This is a genomic window from Streptomyces sp. NPDC001980 (genome assembly GCF_040296885.1).
Lineage (GTDB): Bacteria > Actinomycetota > Actinomycetes > Streptomycetales > Streptomycetaceae > Streptomyces.
Genome location: NZ_JBEOYD010000037.1, coordinates 73,184 through 93,086 on the forward strand (window position 1 = coordinate 73,184; position 19,903 = coordinate 93,086).

At 71.2% G+C, this 19,903-nt stretch carries 20 protein-coding genes; 12 read left to right on the forward strand and 8 right to left on the reverse strand.

From position 1 onward, the window contains the following. The first annotated feature begins 101 nt into the window (after positions 1-101). From ABT137_RS39245 to ABT137_RS39260, 4 genes are all read left to right on the forward strand, one after another. Complete coding sequence (locus ABT137_RS39245) at positions 102-1,547, forward strand: glyceraldehyde-3-phosphate dehydrogenase (protein WP_351716392.1); 1,446 nt, start codon at positions 102-104, stop codon at positions 1,545-1,547. A 164-nt stretch (positions 1,548-1,711) separates the two neighbouring features. Continuing rightward, the gene (locus tag ABT137_RS39250; RefSeq protein WP_351716393.1) at positions 1,712-3,235 is read left to right on the forward strand and encodes an alpha-N-arabinofuranosidase; all 1,524 of its coding nucleotides are present in this window, start codon (positions 1,712-1,714) and stop codon (positions 3,233-3,235) included. A gap of 17 nt (positions 3,236-3,252) precedes the next feature. Beyond that, positions 3,253-4,554, forward strand: coding sequence for a glycoside hydrolase family 27 protein (locus ABT137_RS39255; RefSeq protein ID WP_351716395.1), 1,302 nt, complete (start codon positions 3,253-3,255; stop codon positions 4,552-4,554). Between the two features lie 2 nt (positions 4,555-4,556). After that, positions 4,557-5,564 carry a LacI family DNA-binding transcriptional regulator gene (locus tag ABT137_RS39260; protein WP_351716397.1) on the forward strand — a complete coding sequence of 336 codons (1,008 nt, stop codon included), beginning with the start codon at positions 4,557-4,559 and terminating at the stop codon, positions 5,562-5,564. Positions 5,565-5,584: 20 nt separating this feature from the next. Here the strand turns inward: ABT137_RS39260 and ABT137_RS39265 are convergent, their stop codons facing one another. From ABT137_RS39265 to ABT137_RS39280, 4 genes are all read right to left on the reverse strand, one after another. Further along, positions 5,585-6,280: a class F sortase gene (locus ABT137_RS39265; RefSeq protein ID WP_351716399.1), complete on the reverse strand. Its 696-nt coding sequence runs from the start codon at positions 6,278-6,280 to the stop codon at positions 5,585-5,587. A 109-nt stretch (positions 6,281-6,389) separates the two neighbouring features. Beyond that, entirely contained in the window at positions 6,390-6,836 is a 447-nt protein-coding gene (locus ABT137_RS39270; RefSeq protein ID WP_351716400.1) for a hypothetical protein, read from the reverse strand. A gap of 235 nt (positions 6,837-7,071) precedes the next feature. Continuing rightward, on the reverse strand, positions 7,072-8,460 hold the full coding sequence (locus ABT137_RS39275) for a glycoside hydrolase family 43 protein (RefSeq protein WP_351716402.1): 1,389 nt from the start codon (positions 8,458-8,460) through the stop codon (positions 7,072-7,074). A gap of 108 nt (positions 8,461-8,568) precedes the next feature. Further along, the gene (locus ABT137_RS39280) at positions 8,569-9,132 is read right to left on the reverse strand and encodes a tRNA-dependent cyclodipeptide synthase (protein WP_351716404.1); all 564 of its coding nucleotides are present in this window, start codon (positions 9,130-9,132) and stop codon (positions 8,569-8,571) included. A 228-nt stretch (positions 9,133-9,360) separates the two neighbouring features. Here ABT137_RS39280 and ABT137_RS39285 point away from each other — a divergent pair, with 228 nt between their 5' ends. The 5 genes from ABT137_RS39285 to ABT137_RS39305 all read left to right on the forward strand — a co-directional run bounded on the left by ABT137_RS39285 (position 9,361) and on the right by ABT137_RS39305 (position 13,025). After that, entirely contained in the window at positions 9,361-9,840 is a 480-nt protein-coding gene (locus ABT137_RS39285) for a hypothetical protein (RefSeq protein WP_351716406.1), read from the forward strand. A gap of 27 nt (positions 9,841-9,867) precedes the next feature. Next, positions 9,868-10,734 carry a fructosamine kinase family protein gene (locus tag ABT137_RS39290; protein ID WP_351716408.1) on the forward strand — a complete coding sequence of 289 codons (867 nt, stop codon included), beginning with the start codon at positions 9,868-9,870 and terminating at the stop codon, positions 10,732-10,734. Positions 10,735-10,899: 165 nt separating this feature from the next. Continuing rightward, on the forward strand, positions 10,900-11,091 hold the full coding sequence (gene tgmA / locus ABT137_RS39295) for a putative ATP-grasp-modified RiPP (protein ID WP_089102565.1): 192 nt from the start codon (positions 10,900-10,902) through the stop codon (positions 11,089-11,091). A gap of 15 nt (positions 11,092-11,106) precedes the next feature. Next, positions 11,107-12,090: an ATP-grasp ribosomal peptide maturase gene (gene tgmB / locus ABT137_RS39300; RefSeq protein WP_351716410.1), complete on the forward strand. Its 984-nt coding sequence runs from the start codon at positions 11,107-11,109 to the stop codon at positions 12,088-12,090. A gap of 47 nt (positions 12,091-12,137) precedes the next feature. Continuing rightward, positions 12,138-13,025 carry a Gfo/Idh/MocA family protein gene (locus ABT137_RS39305; RefSeq protein WP_351716411.1) on the forward strand — a complete coding sequence of 296 codons (888 nt, stop codon included), beginning with the start codon at positions 12,138-12,140 and terminating at the stop codon, positions 13,023-13,025. A gap of 173 nt (positions 13,026-13,198) precedes the next feature. Here the strand turns inward: ABT137_RS39305 and ABT137_RS39310 are convergent, their stop codons facing one another. Beyond that, the gene (locus ABT137_RS39310) at positions 13,199-14,092 is read right to left on the reverse strand and encodes a GNAT family N-acetyltransferase (RefSeq protein ID WP_351716413.1); all 894 of its coding nucleotides are present in this window, start codon (positions 14,090-14,092) and stop codon (positions 13,199-13,201) included. A 242-nt stretch (positions 14,093-14,334) separates the two neighbouring features. Between ABT137_RS39310 and ABT137_RS39315 the strand changes: the two genes are divergently transcribed. After that, positions 14,335-15,432: a PP2C family protein-serine/threonine phosphatase gene (locus ABT137_RS39315; protein WP_351716414.1), complete on the forward strand. Its 1,098-nt coding sequence runs from the start codon at positions 14,335-14,337 to the stop codon at positions 15,430-15,432. 29 nt (positions 15,433-15,461) lie between these two features. On the opposite strand, the gene ABT137_RS39320 is transcribed toward ABT137_RS39315, so the two are convergent. Continuing rightward, entirely contained in the window at positions 15,462-15,902 is a 441-nt protein-coding gene (locus ABT137_RS39320) for an Lrp/AsnC family transcriptional regulator (RefSeq protein ID WP_093497173.1), read from the reverse strand. A 38-nt stretch (positions 15,903-15,940) separates the two neighbouring features. After that, entirely contained in the window at positions 15,941-17,290 is a 1,350-nt protein-coding gene (locus tag ABT137_RS39325; protein WP_351716416.1) for a transaminase, read from the reverse strand. A 333-nt stretch (positions 17,291-17,623) separates the two neighbouring features. Between ABT137_RS39325 and ABT137_RS39330 the strand changes: the two genes are divergently transcribed. Continuing rightward, the gene (locus ABT137_RS39330) at positions 17,624-18,094 is read left to right on the forward strand and encodes a hypothetical protein (RefSeq protein ID WP_351716417.1); all 471 of its coding nucleotides are present in this window, start codon (positions 17,624-17,626) and stop codon (positions 18,092-18,094) included. A gap of 1 nt (position 18,095) precedes the next feature. Here ABT137_RS39330 and ABT137_RS39335 read toward each other — a convergent pair whose 3' ends face one another. Then, on the reverse strand, positions 18,096-18,269 hold the full coding sequence (locus tag ABT137_RS39335; RefSeq protein ID WP_351716418.1) for a hypothetical protein: 174 nt from the start codon (positions 18,267-18,269) through the stop codon (positions 18,096-18,098). A 222-nt stretch (positions 18,270-18,491) separates the two neighbouring features. Between ABT137_RS39335 and ABT137_RS39340 the strand changes: the two genes are divergently transcribed. Then, entirely contained in the window at positions 18,492-19,739 is a 1,248-nt protein-coding gene (locus tag ABT137_RS39340) for a serine hydrolase domain-containing protein (RefSeq protein ID WP_351716419.1), read from the forward strand. The last annotated feature ends 164 nt before the right edge of the window (positions 19,740-19,903 follow it).

Sequence of the window (19,903 nt, forward strand, 5' to 3'; positions counted from 1 at the left end):
GAACTTCGCGACCCGCATCACACCCGGACCCCCTTGATCGATCATTCACCGGCCGGTTTAGCATATGAGCGCCACCCAGCTCGATCGAGAGATTCAGGTCTGTGACTGTCAACGACGACTCGTTCACCAACTGGAAGAACCGCGAGGAGATCGCGGAGTCGATGATCCCGCTCATCGGGAAGCTGCACCGGGAGCGGGACGTGACGGTCCTCCTCCACAGCCGCTCCCTGGTGAACAAGTCGGTGGTCAGCATCCTCAAGACGCACCGCTTCGCCCGCCAGATCGACGGTGCCGAGCTGTCGGTCACCGAGACGATGCCGTTCCTGCGGGCGCTCACCACGCTCGACCTCGGCCCCTCCCAGATCGACATCGGCATGCTCGCCGCGACCCACAAGGCCGACGACCGGGGCCTGAGCGTGGAGGCGTTCACCGCGGAGGCGGTCGCCGGGGCCACCGGCGCCAACAAGATCGACCGCCGGGAGCCGCGGGACGTCGTCCTGTACGGCTTCGGCCGCATCGGCCGTCTGGTCGCCCGGCTGCTCATCGAGAAGGCCGGCTCGGGCAACGGGCTGCGGCTGCGGGCCATCGTGGTGCGCGGCGCGGGCGGCGAGGACATCGTCAAGCGCGCCTCGCTGCTGCGCCGCGACTCCATCCACGGCCAGTTCCAGGGCACGATCACCGTGGACGAGGAGAGCAGCACGATCCTCGCCAACGGCAACGAGATCAAGGTGATCTACGCCGACGACCCGAGCGCCGTGGACTACACGGAGTACGGCATCCGGGACGCGATCCTCATCGACAACACGGGCAAGTGGCGGGACCGCGAGGGCCTGTCGAAGCACCTGCGCCCGGGGATCGAGAAGGTCGTGCTGACCGCGCCGGGCAAGGGTGACGTCCCGAACATCGTGCACGGCGTCAACCACGACACCGTCAAGCCGGACGAGCAGATCCTGTCCTGCGCGTCCTGCACCACGAACGCGATCGTGCCGCCGCTGAAGGCGATGGCCGACGAGTACGGGGTGCTGCGCGGGCACGTGGAGACCGTGCACTCGTTCACCAACGACCAGAACCTGCTGGACAACTACCACAAGTCCGAGCGCCGCGGCCGGTCCGCGCCGCTCAACATGGTCATCACCGAGACCGGCGCCGCCTCCGCCGTGGCGAAGGCACTGCCCGACCTCAAGGCGCGGATCACCGGCAGCTCGATCCGGGTCCCGGTGCCGGACGTGTCGATCGCCATCCTCAACCTCCAGCTGGCCCGCGAGGCCTCCCGCGAAGAGGTCATCGACTACCTCCGCGAGGTCTCGCTGACCTCGCCGCTGAAGCGCCAGATCGACTTCATCACCGCCCCGGACGCGGTCTCCAGCGACTTCATCGGCTCGCGCCACGCGTCGATCGTCGACGCCGGCGCCCTGAAGGTGGAGGGCGACAACGCGATCCTCTACCTCTGGTACGACAACGAGTTCGGCTACTCCTGCCAGGTGGTCCGGGTCGTTCAGCACGTCTCGGGCGTGGAGTACCCGACCTTCCCGTCCCCGGCGGTCTGACGCCCCGCACCTTTCGGCAGCCCGGCCCCCCTGTACCCACAGGGGGGCCGGGCTGTTCGCACTCTTGACGCGATCACGGCCCGATGGCAGTTTTTTATCGATACAACCGAGCTCACGAACTATGTTCCGTATATCGAACGAGCCGTCCGGACGGGAGTGCCCGCGTGCCCACCGCCACCGCGATCATCAACCTCGACATCGAGGGCCCGACGATCAGCCGCCACCTCTACGGCCACTTCGCCGAACACCTCGGCCGCTGCGTCTACGGCGGCTTCTGGGTCGGCGAGGACTCCTCCGTCCCCAACGAGGGCGGCATCCGCCTCGACGTGGTGGCGGCCCTGCGCGCCCTGGACATCCCCAACCTGCGCTGGCCGGGCGGCTGTTTCGCCGACGAGTACCACTGGCGGGACGGGATCGGCCCGCGCGAGCAGCGGCCCCGGATGGTCAACACGCACTGGGGCAACGTCGAGGAGAACAACCACTTCGGCACCCACGAGTTCATGGCCCTGTGCGAACTCCTCGGCGCCGAGCCCTACATCAGCGGCAACGTCGGCTCCGGCACCGTCCGCGAGATGAGCGAGTGGGTGGAGTACCTCACCCGGGACGGCGACAGCCCGATGGTGCGGCTGCGCAAGGAGAACGGCCGCGAGGAGCCGTGGCGCGTGAAGTACTGGGGCATCGGCAACGAGACCTGGGGCTGCGGCGGCAACATGCGCGCCGAGTACTCCGCCGACCTGGCCCGCCAGTACGCCACCTACTGCCGCGACCACGGCGACAACCAGCTCTACCGGATCGCCTCCGGTGCCTCCGACGCCGACTACAAGTGGACCGAGACCCTGATGCAGCAGATCAGCTGCTTCGGCTGCGAGGCCACCCCGAAGAACTTCTTCCAGGGCATCTCCGTCCACTACTACACGCTCTCCGGCCCCTGGGAGGCCAAGGGCAGCGCGACCGGGTTCGACACCGACGACTACTACCGGACGATGCTCTCGGCCCACCGCATCGACCGCATCCTGACCGGCCACTCCACGGTCATGGACGTCTACGACCCGGGGCGTACCGTCGGCCTCGTCCTGGACGAGTGGGGCACCTGGTGGGACGTGGAACCCGGCACCGATCCCGGCTTCCTCTTCCAGCAGAACGCCCTGCGCGACGCGCTGGTCGCGAGCACCCACTTCGACATCTTCCACAGGCACGCGGCCCGCCTGCACATGGCCAACATCGCCCAGACCGTCAACGTGCTCCAGGCCATGCTCCTCACCGACGGCGACGCCCTGGTCCTGACCCCGACCTACCACGTCTTCGAGATGAACAAGGGCCACCAGGACGCCACGTCGCTCCCCGTGCACCTGCGCGGCGAGGGCACCCGGCACAGGGTCGGGGACGCGGAACTGGAGACGGTGTCCGCCTCGGCCAGCGTCAAGGACGGCGCGGTCCTGATCTCGCTGAGCAACCTGGACGCGGAGGAACCGGCCGAGGTCACCCTCGACCTGCGCGGCGGCGCCCTCGGCGAGCCGGCCGCCCGGATCCTCACGGCCGACAAGCTCCAGGCCCACAACACCCCCGAGGAGTCGTCGGCCGTCTCCCCCCGGGCCTTCGACGGCGTGTCCGTGACCGCCGGCGGACTGCGCCTCACCCTCCCGCCCCACTCGTTCGTGACCGTCCAGGCCCCCCTGGACCGGCACTGACCCGCAGGAGCGCGCACATGACCCGATCCGCACGTCCGCTGCCCGCCCGGCATCTGCGGCCGCCCATGGGCTGGAACAGCTGGGACTGCTACGGCACCACCGTCACCGAGGAAGAGGTCCTCGCCAACGCCGAGTTCATGCGCGAGCACCTGCTCCCGCACGGCTGGGACACCGTCGTCGTCGACATCCAGTGGTACGAGCCCACCGCTCGGGCGCACGGCTACAACCCGGACGCCCCGCTCGTCCTCGACGGCCACGGCCGCCAGCTCCCCGCCCCCAACAGGTTCCCCTCCGCCGCGGGCGGGGCGGGGTTCGGGCCGCTGGCCGCGCGGGTGCACGGCATGGGCCTGCGGTTCGGGCTGCACATCATGCGGGGCATCCCGCGGCGCGCGGTCGAGGCCGGACTGCCCGTGCTCGGTACGGAGTTCACGGCCGCGGACGTGGCCGACACCGGCTCCGTGTGCCCCTGGAACTCCGACAACTACGGCCTGGACCACGACCACCCCGGCGCCCAGGCCTACTACGACTCCCAGGTCGCCCAGTTCGCCGCCTGGGGCGTCGACTTCGTCAAGGCCGACGACATGCTCTTCCCGTACCACGAGCGGGAGATCGCCGCCTACGCCCGGGCCGTCCGAGGCAGCGGACGGCCCATCGAGCTGAGCCTCTCCCCCGGTACCGACATGTCCGTCGCCCGCCTGGACCACCTCCGGGAGCACGCGACCATGTGGCGGGTCTGCGACGACCTGTGGGATCGCTGGGAGGACGTCGAGGCGCAGTTCGCGCGGATGGCCCGCTGGGCTCCCTGGCAGGGCGGGCAGGGCTGGGCGGACGCCGACATGCTGCCGCTCGGCCACATCGGGATCCGTGCCGAGCGCGGCGCGGACCGCCAGTCCGCACTCACCCACCCCGAGCAGGTCAGCCTGCTCACCCTCTGGTTCATCTCCCGCTCCCCGCTGATGATGGGCGGCGACCTGCCCACCTCCCCGCCCGGGACCATCGCGCTGCTCACCAACGACGAGGCCCTCGACGTCCTGTGGCACAGCACCGGCAACCAGGAGGTGCTGCGGGAGCGGGACCTGGTGCTGTGGACCGCCCGGGACACCGACGGGCACACCCGGTACGCGGCGGTGTTCTCGCTCGCGGACGAGGAGCGGCGTGTCGAGGTGCCGCTGGGGTCGGTCGGAGCCACTCCTCACGACCGCGTCCGGGAGCTGTGGACCGGCACCGACACCGCGCACGACGGCCGAGAGCTGGTCGCCGTGCTGCCCGCCCACGGTGCCGCCCTCTATCGTCTTGCCGAGGACAGCCGGCGGGAGTGAGTGTGGCGACGATCCAGGACGTGGCGAAGGCGGCCGGGGTGTCGGCGATGACCGTCTCGAACGTGATGAACGGGCACCCCAACGTCCGCCCGGCCACCCGGGAGCGGGTCCTGGAGGCGATGGACCGGCTCGGCTACCGGGTCAACGTGGCCGCCCGCAATCTGCGCAAGGGCCGTACCGGGACCATCGGCCTGGCCGTCCCCGAGATCAACCGCCCGTACTACGGCCGGCTGGCCGCCTCGATCATCGCGGCGGCCGACCGGCACGGCCTGCGGGTGAGCATCGAGCAGACCGGCGCCCGCCGGGAGAGCGAGCTGGCGGCTCTCTCCCTGTCCCGCAACCGGCTCTACGACGGTCTCATCCTGAGCACGGTCGGCATGGGCCCGGCCGATGTCGGGGCGCTCGACGTCGACCATCCGGTGGTGATCCTCGGGGAGCGGATCTTCGGCGGGCCCGTCGACCATGTCGCCATGCCGAACGAGGCCGCCGCCGAGGCCGCGACACGCCATCTCGTGGAGCGGGGCTGCCGGCGGATCGCCGTCGTGTGCGGGCGGCTGGGCGGTGAGGTCGATGTGTCGAGCCTGCGGCACGCCGGGTATCTGCGGGCGCTGGCGGCCGCGGGGCTGCCGGCGGACCCGGAGCTGGTGGTGCCCGCCGAGTCGCTCACCATGCAGGAGGCCGCCCGCGGCGTCCGGGAGCGGATGGCGCAGGGCCTCGGCTTCGACGGGGTGTTCTGTGTGACGGACACGGTCGCCATGGGCGTGCTGCGCGCGCTCGCCGACGCCGGGATCCGGGTGCCGGAGCGGGTCAAGGTGATCGGCTTCGACAACGTCGACGAGAGCGCGTACCTCGTCCCCTCCCTGTCCACCGTCGACCCGGACCACGACCTGATGGCCGAGCGCGCGGTCGCCCTGCTGGCGGCCCGCATCGAGCGGGGCGGCCCGGGACCGGAGCGGGAGGAGTTCGCCGGTCCGTTCCGGCTGGTGGTGCGGGAGTCCACCGGTGGCTGACCGGCGGCACCGGTGCGGTGTCAGACCAGGTGGGCGAAGACCACCAGGTTCTCCGTGTAGTCCCTGACGTCGTGGTCGTAGTCGCCGGCGCAGGTGATCAGGCGCACCTCGGGGCGGCGGGTGTCCGCGTAGACGCGGTCGCTGGGGAAGTCGTCCTTCGCGAAGGTCTCGGCGTCGTCGACCACGAACTCCGCGTCCGTGCCGTCGGCCCGGTCCACCGTGAAGCGGTCGCCGCGCTCCAGTTCGTCCAGCCTCGCGAAGACGGCCGCCGAGGTCACGGTGTCGACGTGACCCGCGATGATCGATGTGCCCGCCTCGCCGGGTGCCACGCCCCTGGAGTACCAGCCGACGAGGTTGGTGTTGGCGGCCGGCGGGGGCTGGAGCTGGCCCGTGGAACCGATGGTGAGGGCGGTGAAGGGAGCGTCGACGGAGATCTTCGGGATGAGCAGGCGGATCGGCGTGGACCGGGGCAGCGCCTCGCCGGTCCGGCGCGGATCGGCCGAGGGAGCGGCGTCCGTGCTCGCGGACCTGGTGGTGCCGGTGGTGTCGGTGCCGCCCGTGTGTCCGCCGATCAGCGCCACGGCGACGAGCAGGAGGGCGATGCACCACACGGACAGTCGTCCGCCGGACGGGGGGCTGCCGGAGCCGTCCCGGTCGTCGGGGCCGTCGGGTTCGGCGGGGGCTTCGGGGGTCTGGGTGGCGGGGCCAGCTGCCATCGGGGTCACCTTTCTGGGGCACGGCAGCGGGAGGGCGGGACACAGGGGGCGCGGTGCCGTCGGAGTGTGGAGCGCCGACGGCACCGCGGCCCCCGCATGCGTGGGCCCATCAGGACACGGACCCGGGGACTCTCCTGCGCCGCAGCGCGTAGGCACCGGTGGCCGCTACGCCGAGCACGGCCAGCCCGCCGGCGGTGACACCGGGCGAGGCGAGGCCACCGCCGCCGGTGTGCATGCCGCCGTGCGGCCGGTCGCTCTCCTCGTCGTCGCCCCACGACGAGCCGCCCTGGTCCTTCCCCTTGCCGCCTTGGTCCTGCTTGCCCCCCTGGTCCTGCTTGCCTCCCTGGTCCTGCTTGCCTCCCTGGTCCCCCTTCTCCTCGTCGTCCTGGCCCTTGTAGGAATCGGGGTCGAACCTGCTGTCGCTGCTGCTGTAGGAAGAGTCGTCGCGGCCTCCGTCGTCCCGGTCCCCGGAGCCCGCGGCCTGGGCTGCTGGGGCGGAGAACGCGAGGGCCGCGGTGGCGGCCGTCGTCGCGAGGATCATGCGGGCAGAACGCATCTCGATGTCCTTCCGCCGTGGCCGGGCGCCGATACTCCATCAGCTGTAACGACCCGGCCCCGACATGAACCACCGTCAGCCAGCCCCCCGGCGCGCACCATCCAGGCCGCCCATCCGTGGTCACGACACGCCCAACACCGCCCGGCTGGGTCAATCCCCCGGTCGGCCACACCGCCATTCGGGCGGTCGTGGGCCCGTCGTCGGCGTGTCGCGACGGAACGGGCCCGGCGTGGTGTCAGTAGCCGACGTAGAAGGTGGCGTCGGCCTGGTCCGTGCTCGTGGAGACGGGGTCGATGCGCAGCACGTAGTCGGAGTGGCGGAGGTAGCGCGTCGGGTAGTTGTACGAGCGGAACGAGGACCAGGAGGAGTCGGCGAGACCGGCGGTCCGGTAGAACGTGGCGTCCTGGGCGAACGTCGTGGTGCTGTCGTTCTCGTCGAGCTGCAGCTGGTAGTCGTAGTGGCGCAGATAGCGGGTCGGGTAGTTCACCGACTGGAAGGACACGCCGCCGCTGTCGGCGAGACCGGGGACCAGCTTCCACATGCCGTCGGTGTACGGGTCGAAGGCGTACTCGTCGATCCGGCCGACGAAGTTGCTGTGCCGGACGTATCTGGCCGGGTAGTTGTAGGACTTCAGCCGGTTCCAGGTGGGGGTGCCCCACTTGGCGACGAGGTTGTTGTACTCCGTCGCGGTGATGGGCTGGATGCCGCAGTGCTTGGAGTTGAGCGGCTGGGTGTAGATCTTCTGGTCGAGGGCGGTCCAGGTGCCGGCGGACAGGGCGCCGGTCTGCCAGGCGTAGAAGACGCCGTTGGGGTCCCAGGTGTCTCCCCAGAGGTACCAGGCCGAGCTGGACGTGAGGGACTTGACCAGGGTCGGGGCCTCGGTGCCGTTGTGCGAGACGGCCGTGGAGAACTCGGTGAAGCTGCCCGGGTCCAGTGAGGTGGAGCGGGCGCCGACGAGCGTCGAGTTCTTCTTGAAGTAGAGGTAGTTGACGCCGTTGACGCCGACGGCGAGGTCGCCGTCGATGACGTCGTAGCCGGGGTCGAAGAAGACCTGCGGGTCGCCGGCGGTCACGAAGTCACCGGTGTAGTTGATCATGATGACGTTGTGGCCGCTGTCGTTGACGGCGGAGTAGATGACGCCGTACGTGCCGCGTCCCGCGTCCCAGAAGGCCTCGGGCGCCCAGGCGTGGGTGTCCATGTCGTGCAGCTTCATCCGCCGATAGCCGGTGAAGGTGCGCAGGTCGGTGGAGTCCCAGACGTGGATGTACTGGCTGACGTAGGTCCAGTCGGTGCCGTACAGGTCGGTGGCGAGCACCACGAAGGTGCCGTCCTGCTTGCGCAGGATGAACGGGTCGCGCAGGCCGAGGGAGCCCGATGTGGGGGTGGCTACGGGGGCGTTCTGGTTGAGCGGGGTCCACTGGAGGCCGTCGGTGCTGACGGCCAGGTGCAGGCCGTAGTTGGCGGCCAGCATGTCCGGGGACTCGGTGAAGTAGCACATCACGTAGGCCGAGTTGGTCGCGGCCTGGGCGGATCCGGCGCCGAGGGCGAGGGCGCCGGTGGCGGCGAGGGGGACGGTCGCGGCCGCACCGAGGAAGTGGCGGCGCGACAGGGGGGTGCCGTTCATGTGCGCTCCAGACGAGGGGGGATGTCCGGGATTTCGGACGCGGTTCGGGAAACCGATCAGAAAATAGAGGGGCGCGTGGGGCGCGTCAATGCTTGCGTAACAAGGGAGTTACTGGGAATTCGCTGTGTGCAGCGGTGCCGCGGGGGCGACGATCGCGTGTCCCTGGTTGCGTGAGGCACGCAGGCCCGCGCCCCTGCCGTACAGCAGCGCCGCCATCGGCAGCCGCTGGTGGTAGCAGACGAGGGAGGACGGGACCTGGACAATGGCCGGGGTGTCGAGGAAGAGCGGGAGTTCCGCGCACACGTAATCCAGACACACCGCGCGCTGCCGCGCACCGTCCTCCTCACCGCGCGCGGAGAGGAAGCGGCCGACCAGGCCGTCGCAGACGGCGCGGAAGTCGTCGTCCTCGCCCAGCTGCCGCCGCAGCCCCCAGTGGATCTCCTGGTACGCGGCATTGGCACGGAAGCGGAACATCGGCTGCCAGCGCAGCCGGGTGCCGCCCGGATCGGCCTCGGCGGCGGCGTTGCGGACCTTGGCACGCACCCCGCGCACGCTCTTCGCCGCCTTGCGGTAGACGAAGTCGACTCGGTCGGATTGCTCCAGTCCCCACCGGGCGAGGCCGTACAGGCGCCGGGCGGAGAAATGGCTGTTGCCCACCGACACGCCGATCACCGCGCGAGCGACCCGACCGGGCCTTGTGCCTCGGTCGTGGCGATGCGGCGAGGCTCAAGTCAGCCGCACCGGGTGAACGGAGGTAGCGGCTGCCGGATGTTGGCCGGAACCCGCCGACACATGAGTGGGATTCCTCTCGAAATTCGCCTGCTTCCGGGTGAGGGGGATGGGATTCTTCTCTACGGTCCGATGAGTACCGCAGGGGGAGGTATCACCACAGTGAACCGTATGCGTACATCTTTCCGAATCCTGGCCGTCGCCGGCGTCGTCACCGCCGGCCAACTCGCGCTCGCCACCGGCGCGTCGGCGCGGGCGGAGACCGGGACGGAGACGGCGAAGAGCACCGGCTGCCCGGTCGACATCGTCTATCCGAGCCGCTTCTCCGTGAACGCGAGCGGCTGGGTGACCGACGGCGGCCTGTACTTCGGGGTCAGGAACAAGAGCACGACCAAGAGCTTCAAGAAGGTCACGTTCACCGTGACGGACGTCAAGAACATCCGCTTCGGCACCGCCACGGCCAAGGGCGGCAAGGTCAGCCACCGGACGTCGAAGACGGTGTCGGTGTACACGACGACCCTGAAGAAGAAGGGCGCTCTCGGGGTGAAGATGCAGACGCACCTGCTGAACACCCACACCTACAAGGTGCGGTTCACGCTGCACGGCTCGGGGTGGAACTGCGCCGTCGACCAGGGCACCTGGGGCTCCTGACCGGGGGCGGCCCGTACCCTGGTGGCCGTGGTCGACGGCGGCGAGGGTCCGGGCGCGGTGGCCGCCCGGCTCACCGGGCGGCCGGTCTCGGGTGAGCGGGCCGGGCCGGGCGGCCTGGCGGAGGTGACGCTCGCGGGCGGTTGCGCGGTCGTGGTCAAGCGCGGTGACGGCCCCGGAGCGGTACGGGCCGAGGTGGCCGGGCTGCGCTGGCTGGCCGCCGCCCGGGCGGTGCCGGTGCCGGAGGTGCTCGGGCACGACGAGCGGTGGATGGTGACCGAACTGGTCCGCACCGGGCGTCCGGACGCCGGGGCGTCGACGCGTTTCGGCCGGGCGCTGGCCGCCCTGCACGCGGCGGGCGCCCCGGCCTTCGGGGCGGCCCCGCCGGGTGGCCCGCGCGACGCCTGGATCGGCCTCGCCCCGATGCGCGACGAGCCCGGCACCGACTGGCCGCACTGGTACGCCGAGCACCGGGTGCTGCCGTACCTGCGCGAAGCGGTCGACCGGGGGACCCTGCGGCCGGGCGAGGCCGCCGTGATCGAGCGGGTCTGCGAGCGGCTGCCGGAACTCGCGGGGCCGCCCGAGCCGCCGGCCCGGCTGCACGGCGACCTGTGGAGCGGCAATGTCCTGTGGGGCACCGACGGCCGGGTCCGGCTGATCGACCCGGCCGCGCACGGCGGGCACCGCGAGACCGACCTCGCGATGCTCAGCCTCTTCGGCTGCCCGCATCTGGACCGGATCCTGGCGAGTTATCAGGAGGCGGCCCCGCTGGCCGACGGCTGGGCCGAGCGGATCGGCTTGCACCAGTTGTTCCCGCTGCTGGTGCATGCCGTGCTCTTCGGACGGAGCTACGCCGAACAGGCTTTGGCGACATCCCGGAATTTCGCGGACATGTGACACCGTCATGTGCCGGACGGGAATGTGAAATCGGCCACGTGCAGGAGCGATTCGCCGCTCCTCCCTTAACAAGCTCTTAATTCGGGCTGAGATTACGCAGAGTAAGGAAACCAACCACGCGTTCGAATCGTATAAGTGCATGGAAGAACGAAACAGGGAGAGACCATGCAACCGTTCGCGCTCAACTATGCACGCCCCGCAGTGCAGTTGGACGTCACCACTCCGTACGCGTATGACTCCGGACTGCAGTTGAACGTTCTCCACGATGGCCGGATCGCAGCCACCGATCACGCAACGCTCAGAGCCCTGGGGACGACGACCTCCACCGCGGGTTCCAAGACGCACTTCGACGACTGATCGCGGATCCTCACGATGACCGTGCTCATCCTGACCAGTGACGAGGACGTGACGGCGGACATGGTGGTCCTCCGGCTGCACGAGGCCGGAGTGCCCGTCGTCCGCCTCGATCCTGCCGATCTGACCAGCGGGGTGGCCCTGTCGGGCGAGTATGTGCAGGGCGTCAGCCGCGGACACCTGTCCGTGAACGGGCGCCTGGTGAGCATGAACGGCCTGCGTTCCATATGGCTGCGCAGGCCGGGGGTCGCGGCCTCCCGGGCGGCACAACCGTCCAGCTGGCTCACCGAGGAGTCCGAGCAGGCGCTGTACGGCATGCTGCGCGGGACCGAGGCGCGCTGGATGAACCATCCGGACGCGGCCCGCCGGGCCCGCCACAAGCCGTGGCAGCTGCGGCTGGCGCAGCGCAGCGGGCTCGCCGTGCCCGCGACGCTGATCACCACGTTTCCGCAGGCGGCCCGGGAGTTCGCGGAGCGGTTCCCGGACCTCGTGGTGAAGCCGGTGTCGGGCGCGCATCCGCAGGAGCCGCCGCGGGCCGTGCCGACCAGCCGGGTGGCGCCGGACACCGACTTCGCGGCGGTGGCGTTCGGGCCGACGCTGTTGCAGCGGCGGGTCGCCAAGCGCGCCGACATCCGGCTGACGGTGGTCGGCGAGCGGCTGCTGGCCGCCCGCAAGCCGGTGAGCCCGGACGCCCACCCCGACGACGTGGACGTCCGGTTCGCACCGTCCGGCTCGCCCTGGCGGGAGGCGGAGGTGCCGCCGCGAGTCGCCGAGGCCGTCCACACGTATATGAAGGACGCCGAGCTGGCCTACGGTGCCTTCGACTTCGCGGAGGACGCCGACGGCATCTGGTGGTTCCTGGAGTGCAACCAGTCGGGTCAGTTCGGGTTCGTCGAGATGGACACCGGTCAGCCGATCGCGGAGACCATCGCCGGGTGGCTGGCGCACGGCACCGACCGGTGCCGGTCGTATGCCGACCGGGGGCGGAGCACGACGGCTTGACCGGCTGGGCGACGATGGGGAACCGGGTACGGAGAAAGGAACGCGAGATGCGCATCGGACTGCTGGGCACCGGGCCCTGGGCGCGGGCGGCGTACGCCCCCGCACTGGCGGGGCACGGTTCGCTGGACTTCACCGGAGTGTGGGGCCGCCGCCCCGAGGCCGCCGCGGAACTGGCCGGGGAGTACGGCGTCCGGGCGTACGACGACGTGGACGCGCTGCTCGGCGACGTGGACGCGGTGGCCGTGGCGCTGCCGCCGGTCGTCCAGGCGGAGCTGGCGGTACGGGCCGCTGCGGCCGGCCGGCATCTGCTGCTGGACAAGCCGCTCGCGCTCGGCGTCGCCGAGGGGCGGGCGGTGGTGGAGGCGGCCGAGCGGGCCCGGGTCGCTTCCGTGGTGTTCTTCACCACCCGGTTCCAGCAGGAGCCGGAGGCGTGGATCGGGGAACAGGCCGCCTCGGCGGGGTGGTTCACGGCCCGGGCGCAGTGGCTGGGTTCGCTGTTCACCGGTGAGAGCCCGTTCGCGGACTCGCCCTGGCGGCGGGAGAAGGGCGCGCTGTGGGACGTGGGTCCGCACGCCCTGTCCGTGCTGCTGCCGGTCCTGGGCGACGTGCGGCGGGTGGCGGCCGCCGTGCACGGCCCCGGGGACACCGTGCATCTCGTCCTCGAACACGCGGGCGGCGCGTCGAGCACGGTGGCGCTGAGCCTCACCGCGCCGCCGGCGGCGGCCGGGGCCGATGTGGAGCTGCGGGGCGAGGCGGGGGTCACGCTCCTTCCGAGGAGTGCGGAAGGAGCGGTTCCCGCCCTCACCCGGGCCGCCGACGCCCTGGTCGCGGCCGCGCGCACGGGGCGAGGGCACCCGTGCGACGCGGCCTTCGGCCTGCGGGTCACCGAGATCCTCGCGGAGGCGGAGACTCTGCTGGGAAAGGACGTCGGCTAGACGCTCGGCTGCAGGGGATGCGATGCGGCGTCGTTCGGCAGCGGCGCCGTCGTGGTCGCTCGCGCAGTTCCCCGCGCCCCTGAAGGGGCGCGGGGAACTGGGCGGCCAGCCCCCACGCCGCCGCACACGCTATTCAGCCCGCGCCCCTTCGGGAGAGCTCCCGCGAGGCGTCGTCAGTACGTCGCCCAGAAGTTCACCCGCTCCCGGACCACGGGGTATCCCGCCCTGGCGAAGTGTGCGGCCATGGGGGTGTTGCCCTGGTCGGTGGCGGCGGCGATGAACTCGGCGTCGTGTTCGACGAGGAAGTGCGTGCATTCCACGAGCAGGTCGTAGGCGTAGCCGTGTCCGCGCTGCTCGGGCAGGACGCCGATGAACCCGATGCAGGGCCCGGCCGGGTTGTGCCCGGGGATGTGGATGCCGACCGCTTCGCCGTCGCGGGTGCGGGCGATCTGCCACCACTCGCGGGGCGAGGGCATCCAGTGGAAGAAGTCCATCTCCTCCTGGGCCGCCTGGTCCACTCCCCCTTGTTCGATGGCGCGGCGGGCGTGGGCGTCGAGGGTGACGGAGTGGATGCGGCGCAGGGCGTCGAAGAACACCCGGTCGTCGGGTTCGGGGGTGAAGACGAGGCGGCCGGGCCGTTCGGGCAGGCCGCACTCGGGGGTCCAGCGGTAGTTGTAGCGCTCCACCAGGAGCTCGAAGCCCGCCTTGCGGGCGGCGGTGAAGCGGGTCTCGGCGGCGGTGCGCAGGGCGGGGTCCTCGTGCCAGCCCGTGGGCAGGTCGAGCTCCAGTTCCTCGACCTGCCAGGGCGCGCCGCGCAGCAGTTCGGCGCCGGCCTCCTCCTCGCCCTCGGCCACGTCGAACCAGTTGATCAGGAGCGGCTCGGTGGCCTCGGGGGTGCCCCACCAGGCGGCCCGGGCGACGACGCGTCCGTCGCGCAGGGCGACGCGCTTCCAGTCGGGGCGGAACCGGGTGCGCCGGTGCTTCTCCCGCATGCGCAGCGGGTCGGGCAGGGTGTCGAAGAGGTGGTCGGTGCTGTCGTCGAGCGTGCGGATGACCGGATCGGTCACGGATTCCTCCGGGATGCGTGCTACGGGAGCGCTCCCGGGTCAGCTCTGACCTGTCACGCCCGGGATACGGGGAGGGAGCGCGGGATGGGTGTGATGCGCATCGCACTCGCCTCCTTCCGTCCGGTCTCGGGCGTGCGCTCATACGTTAGGGGGCCGGTCGGGGCGCGTCCACGGGTTTTCCGCGCGCGGCTTTTCAAGATCGAGACGGGTGCGGAGACCGGCGACGGGCGTAGCTTAGGGATGTGACTTCGGTGCGCGGCTGGTCGTCGCGTGGCTACCGGGACGGTCGTGGCTGGTTGCAGGGTGCGCCGCCGCCACGCTGGGTCCGGGTGCTGCCCGTCGTCCTGCTCGGGGTCGTGACGGCGGCGACGCTGATCAGCCCCGACGGACACGACTTCGGCTTCCTTCTCGGCGCCATCCCGCCGCTGGCCGTCCTCTCCTACGGCCCGCTGGCGACCGCCGTCCTCAGCTGCCTGGTGGTGCTGCTGCTCAACGTGCCCGCCACCCACCTGAACCATCCCGGCGACACCGACCTCCTCACGGTCACCTTCGTGGCGCTGCTGAGCGTGTTCGTCTCCTATGTGCGCAGTCACCGGGACGCCCAGCTGCTCACCGAGCGGGCGGTGGGCGAGGCGGTGCAGCGGGCCGTGCTGCCCCCGCTGCCGGAGCGGGTCGGCGCGGTGGGGTGCGTGGGGCTGTACCGGGCCGCGCAGCACGGCACGCTGGTCGGCGGGGACTTCTTCGACGTGCGCGACGGCCCGTACGGGGTCCGGGCGGTGATGGGGGACGTACGGGGGCACGGGCTGGCCGCCGTCGCCACGGTGGTGTCGCTGCTCGGCGCGTTCCGGGAGGCGGTGCTCGACCTGCCGGACCTGGAGTCGGTGGCGACGCGGATGGACCGCAGACTGACGGTGGACTCGGCCGACGTCCCGCACGCGGAGCTGTTCGCCACGGCCCTGCTGCTGGAGTTCTCCGCCGATCTGCGGTCGGTGCGGATCGTGGCCTGCGGTCATGCGGCGCCCGTGCTGCTGCGGGACGGGCAGGCCCAGGAAGTGACCGTCGTACCCGGGGCCCCGCTGGGCCTGGGGCTGGGGGAAGTGGACCCGGCGAAGGAGGTCACGGTGGAGCTGGGGCCCTGCGACCGGCTGTTCCTCGCCTCGGACGGCGTCTGGGAGGCACGCGACGGGAACGGGGGCTTCTATCCGCTCCCGGAGCGGCTCGCCGGGTTCGCGGGCGTGGACGCGGTGGCGCTGACCGAACGGGTGTGGGCGGACCTCGCCGACCATTACGAGGTGCGTGACGACGCCACCATGCTCGTCCTGACACCGGCCATCGGCTGAGGTCCGGGGCACCGCCGTCGGCCGGGTTCTCAGCCCACCTCCCACAGGAACCGGTGGGTGTGGATGCCGAAGTACGGGAACGGCCGGACCTCGCGTACGCCCTCGATCGGCCGGACCACGTCGTTGACGAAGTCGAGCAGGTCCTTCGGCCCGGGCGTGACCACCTCGGCGAACAGGTCGAAGCCGCCCGAGGTGAAGACGGAGTACACCACCGCGGGGTGTCCGGCGAGCGCGTCGGCCACGGCACGGGGGTCGCCGTCGACGCCGATGCCGAGCAGGGCCATCGCCTGGCCGCCCATGGCCATCGGGTCGGTGACGCCGACGACCTGCACGGCCCGGGAGTCCAGCAGGCGCTGCAGCCGCTGCCGGGCCGCGGAGGCGGAGAGGCCGACCTTCGGGCCCAGGTCGGCGTAGGCGATACGGCCGTCGGCCTGGAGTTCACGCAGGATGGCCCGGTCGATGTCGTCCATGTGCACCATGTTCGCCCTCCCTCTCCCTCGCCCTGTCCTCAGCCGGCCAGTTCGAGCAGCGCGGCGCCGAACACCGCGGTGTGGGTGTCGACGTCCTGCTCGGTGGTGTCGGGGCACATCAGGGCCATGTTGTGGAACGGCGTGAGGAGGATGCCCCGGTTGGCGAGGTAGAGGTGCAGGAAGTCCTCCAGCCCGGGGTCGGCGGCGGCCTCGGACTCGGTGCCGGTACGCGGGGGCGGGGAGGCGAAGCGGTACTCGGTGCGGGCACCGAGGCGGCTGACCGACCAGGGCAGGCCGTGCGCCTCGACGGCGGACCGCACACCGGTCTCGAAGCGTGCGGAGAGCCGGTCCATGTGGTCGAACGCCTCGTCGGTGAGCACCTGCTCCAGGGTGGCCCGGGTCGCCGCCACCGAGAGCGCGTTGCCTGCCAGGGTGCCGCCGACCCCGCCCATGTCCACCAGGTCCAGGTCGTCGCGGGCGAGGAGACGGTCGGCGAGGTCGGCGGAGAGGCCGTAGGCGCCGGCCGGGATGCCGCCGCCGATGGCCTTGCCGATGGTCAGCAGGTCGGGTTCCAGGTCCCAGGCGGCGGTGCAGCCGCCGGGGCCCGCCGAGAAGGTGTGCGTCTCGTCGTTGATCAGCAGCGTGCCGTACTGCCGGGTGAGGGCGCGCACACCCTCCAGGTAGCCGGGTTCGGGCAGCACGATGCCGATGTTGGTGAGGGCGGGTTCCATGAGGACGGCCGCCACGTCGCCGTGGGCGAGTTCGCGCTCCAGCTGGTCCAGGTCGTTCAACTCGGCGACCCGGCTGGTCAGGGTGACGTCGCAGGGTGCGCCGACGTTCCCGGGGCGGGGCGCGCCCTTGCCGTCGGGGCCGACGACGATGAGGGACTCGTCGACGCTGCCGTGGTAGCTGTAGCTGTTCACCAGGATCTTCGGGCGCCCGGTGACGGCACGGGCCAGCCGGATCGCCCACCGGTTGGCGTCCGTCGCGGTCAGCGAGAAGCTCCAGCGGGCGAGCCCGAAGCGGCGGGTCAGCTCGGCGCCGACCCACTCCGCGTCCTCCGTCGGCAGCATCGCGGTGGCGCCGCCCAGCTCGGCGAACCGGCGGTGCACCGCCTCGGTCACGGCGGCCGGCGAGTGACCGGCCATCGCGCCGGTGTCGCCGAGGCAGAAGTCGATGTACGTGTGCCCGTCGACGTCGGTGACCCGGGCACCGCGGGCGGTCGCCAGGTACCGGGGGAAGGCGCCCGCGGTCTTGTTCATCCACGTCATCGGGACCCGGCCGAAGAGATGGCTTGCGTCCGCATATGCCGCTCGGGAGCGGGGGTTTCGCCGCTCGGCCTCGGCGCTCTCGCGGGCCAGGAGGGCGTGCAGTCGGGTGCGGTCCATGGAGTACCCCTGGTAGAGCGACGGCGACAGAATGACGGGAGGGTACGACTGATATCGCCCCTATATCAAGACACGACGCTCGAATCGATTGCCGTGACGGCTGAATCGAGCGCCCTCGCCGACCCAGGGAAATCAGCCGTTTTGAGCGACACTCGCATCACTGTGCAGTGTTCGAACATTCGCCCTCAAACGCCAGGGTTCGCCACCCCTTCCGCCAGTTAGAAATATCTACCAGCATGCATATGCCGGGTTGGCGTGCGGACGCGCCGAGCACCCGGTGTCGGTCGTTCCCCTGCGCGCGGAACAGGTGGGCGAGATATCCCGGAGCGGTGCATGACGAACAGGATGTGGATGCAGGGTGTGGAATGGCTCGCGGCGGCCTCGGCGGATCCCCGGGCGTGCAAGTGGGAGTGGGACCACGGCGAAGGCGTCTCGCTGCTGGAGGCGGGCCGCTTCTGGGACGTGCTGAGCGTGCCGGACCGGCTCGGTCTGCTCACGCTGGACCTGCTGTGGCGGCCGTCCCTGCCGGTGCCCGGACCGACGCTGGTGGACAGCGCGGCGCGCCGGGTCGGGTTCTTCCTGCCGCCCGACCCGTCCGGCGGCTGGATCGGGGCCGGGCTGCGGTATGCGAGCAAGGGGGCATGGGTCGCCGTGCCGCCGCCGTACCGGCCCACGCGGTTCCTCGAGTGGCTGGTGCCGCCCGACGGCAGTGGCGCGCTGCACGCCCCGGCCACGCTGGAGCTGGCGCTGCGGGAGGCCAACGGCGCGCTGGCGGTGCTGCGGCCGGTGTGCGAGGAGCAGTAGGTCAGCGGCGGGGCAGCAGGATGAGGACGGCGGCCCAGCGGCTCTCCGGTTCGGCCGGCACCGTACGGCCCCGCTCCCACCACTCCAGGACGAGTTGGGCGTAGATCGGCTCACAGGAGACGAGGGCGCGCGGCTCCTGGACCGTGCGCCAGGGAGTGCGAGAGGTTCCGTCCATGCCGGGGCAACGCCCGGGACGCGCCGGTGGTACGTGTCGTCCGACGCGCTCACCGGGGCGGGTGAGCGCACCGCCCGATCGGGCCCGCCCGCCCGTCCTACAAGCATTCCGGCGGCCCCGCGGCCGGCAGGCGGCTTCGCGGCCACGCTCGTATCCTGTGAACTCAGGGTTCTGACGTCCGACCCCACCGCACGTTCCCTCTCACGTGCTTGGAGTCAGCCCATGCCGTACGCGTCCGCCATGCTGCGCCGAGGGGCCGCGATCGCCGTCGTACTGGGGACACTCACCGTGCCGCCGCTCGTCGGGGTACCCGCCCCCGCACCGGCCGTGTTCGCCGCGCCGGCGCCCGCCCCCTCGCCGTCCGGCAGCGCGGACGTCCGTGCGATGACCCCGGCGGTCGCCCGCCAACTCGACGCGGTCGTCCAGCACGTCATGCGCGAGGCGGACGTGCCAGGCGTGACCGTCGGCGTGTGGACGCCCGGGCAGCCCGGCTACGTTCGCTCCTTCGGGGTCGCGAACAAGGCGACCGGGCAGAAGATGTCCCCCGACCTGTACCTGCGGATCGGCAGCGAGACCAAGACGTTCACCGTGACCGCGATGCTGCAACTCGTGGACCAGGGCAAGGTCAGCCTGGACGACCCCGTCGGCAAGTACGTCGACGGCGTGCCGGGCGGCGATCGGATCACCCTGCGGGACCTGGCCGGGATGCGCAGCGGACTGTTCAACTACTCCGAGGACGCGGGCTTCTTCAAGGCGCTGACCTCGGATCCGCGGCGCTCGTTCACTCCGCAGCAGCTGCTCGGGTATGCGTTCAAGCACCCGGCGGTGTTCCGGCCCGGGGAGAAGTTCTCCTACTCCAACACCAACCTGATCCTGCTCGGCCTGCTCGTCGAGAAGGAGAGCGGACAGCGGCTCGGCGACTACCTCGAACAGCATGTCCTCGGGCCCGCAGGCATGCACCACACCCTGTTCCCGACCGGGAACGAGTTCCCCACTCCGCACGCGCAGGGGTACACGAATCAGACGGCGAGCGGGAAGGTCGAGGAGACCGCCGGCTGGAACCCGTCGTGGGGCTGGGCCGCCGGAGCGATGATCTCGGACCTGGACGATCTGCACACCTGGGCGCGCACCGTGGCCACCGGGGTCTTCCCCGACGGTACGGCCATGGTCGGACCTGCCGTCCAGAAGCAGCGGCTGACCACCCCTTCGACCGGCATCCAGGGCGCCGGGTACGGCCTCGGCATCTTCGACGTCCAGGGGTGGATCGGGCACAACGGCTCGCTGCCGGGCTACGAGTCCCTGACCGTCTATCTGCCGTCGACGCAGACGACCGTGGTCGTGCTGCTCAACACCGACATCGGCTACAAGGGCGACATCGAGCCCAGCACCCTGTTCGGCGAGGCGGTCACCCGGATCATCTCCCCGGCCCACGTCTTCGACCTCCCGGCGCCGGCCTCCGCCACGCGGTGAGGACACGCGACGACGGCATGCGGCGACGCAACGCGGTGACGCAACGCGGTGACGCAACGCGGTGACGCAACGCGGTGACGCAACGCGGTGACGCAACGCGGTGACGCAACGCGGCGACGGCATGTGGTCGGGGATCCCCAACTCCCCGAGCCTGTACGGCATTT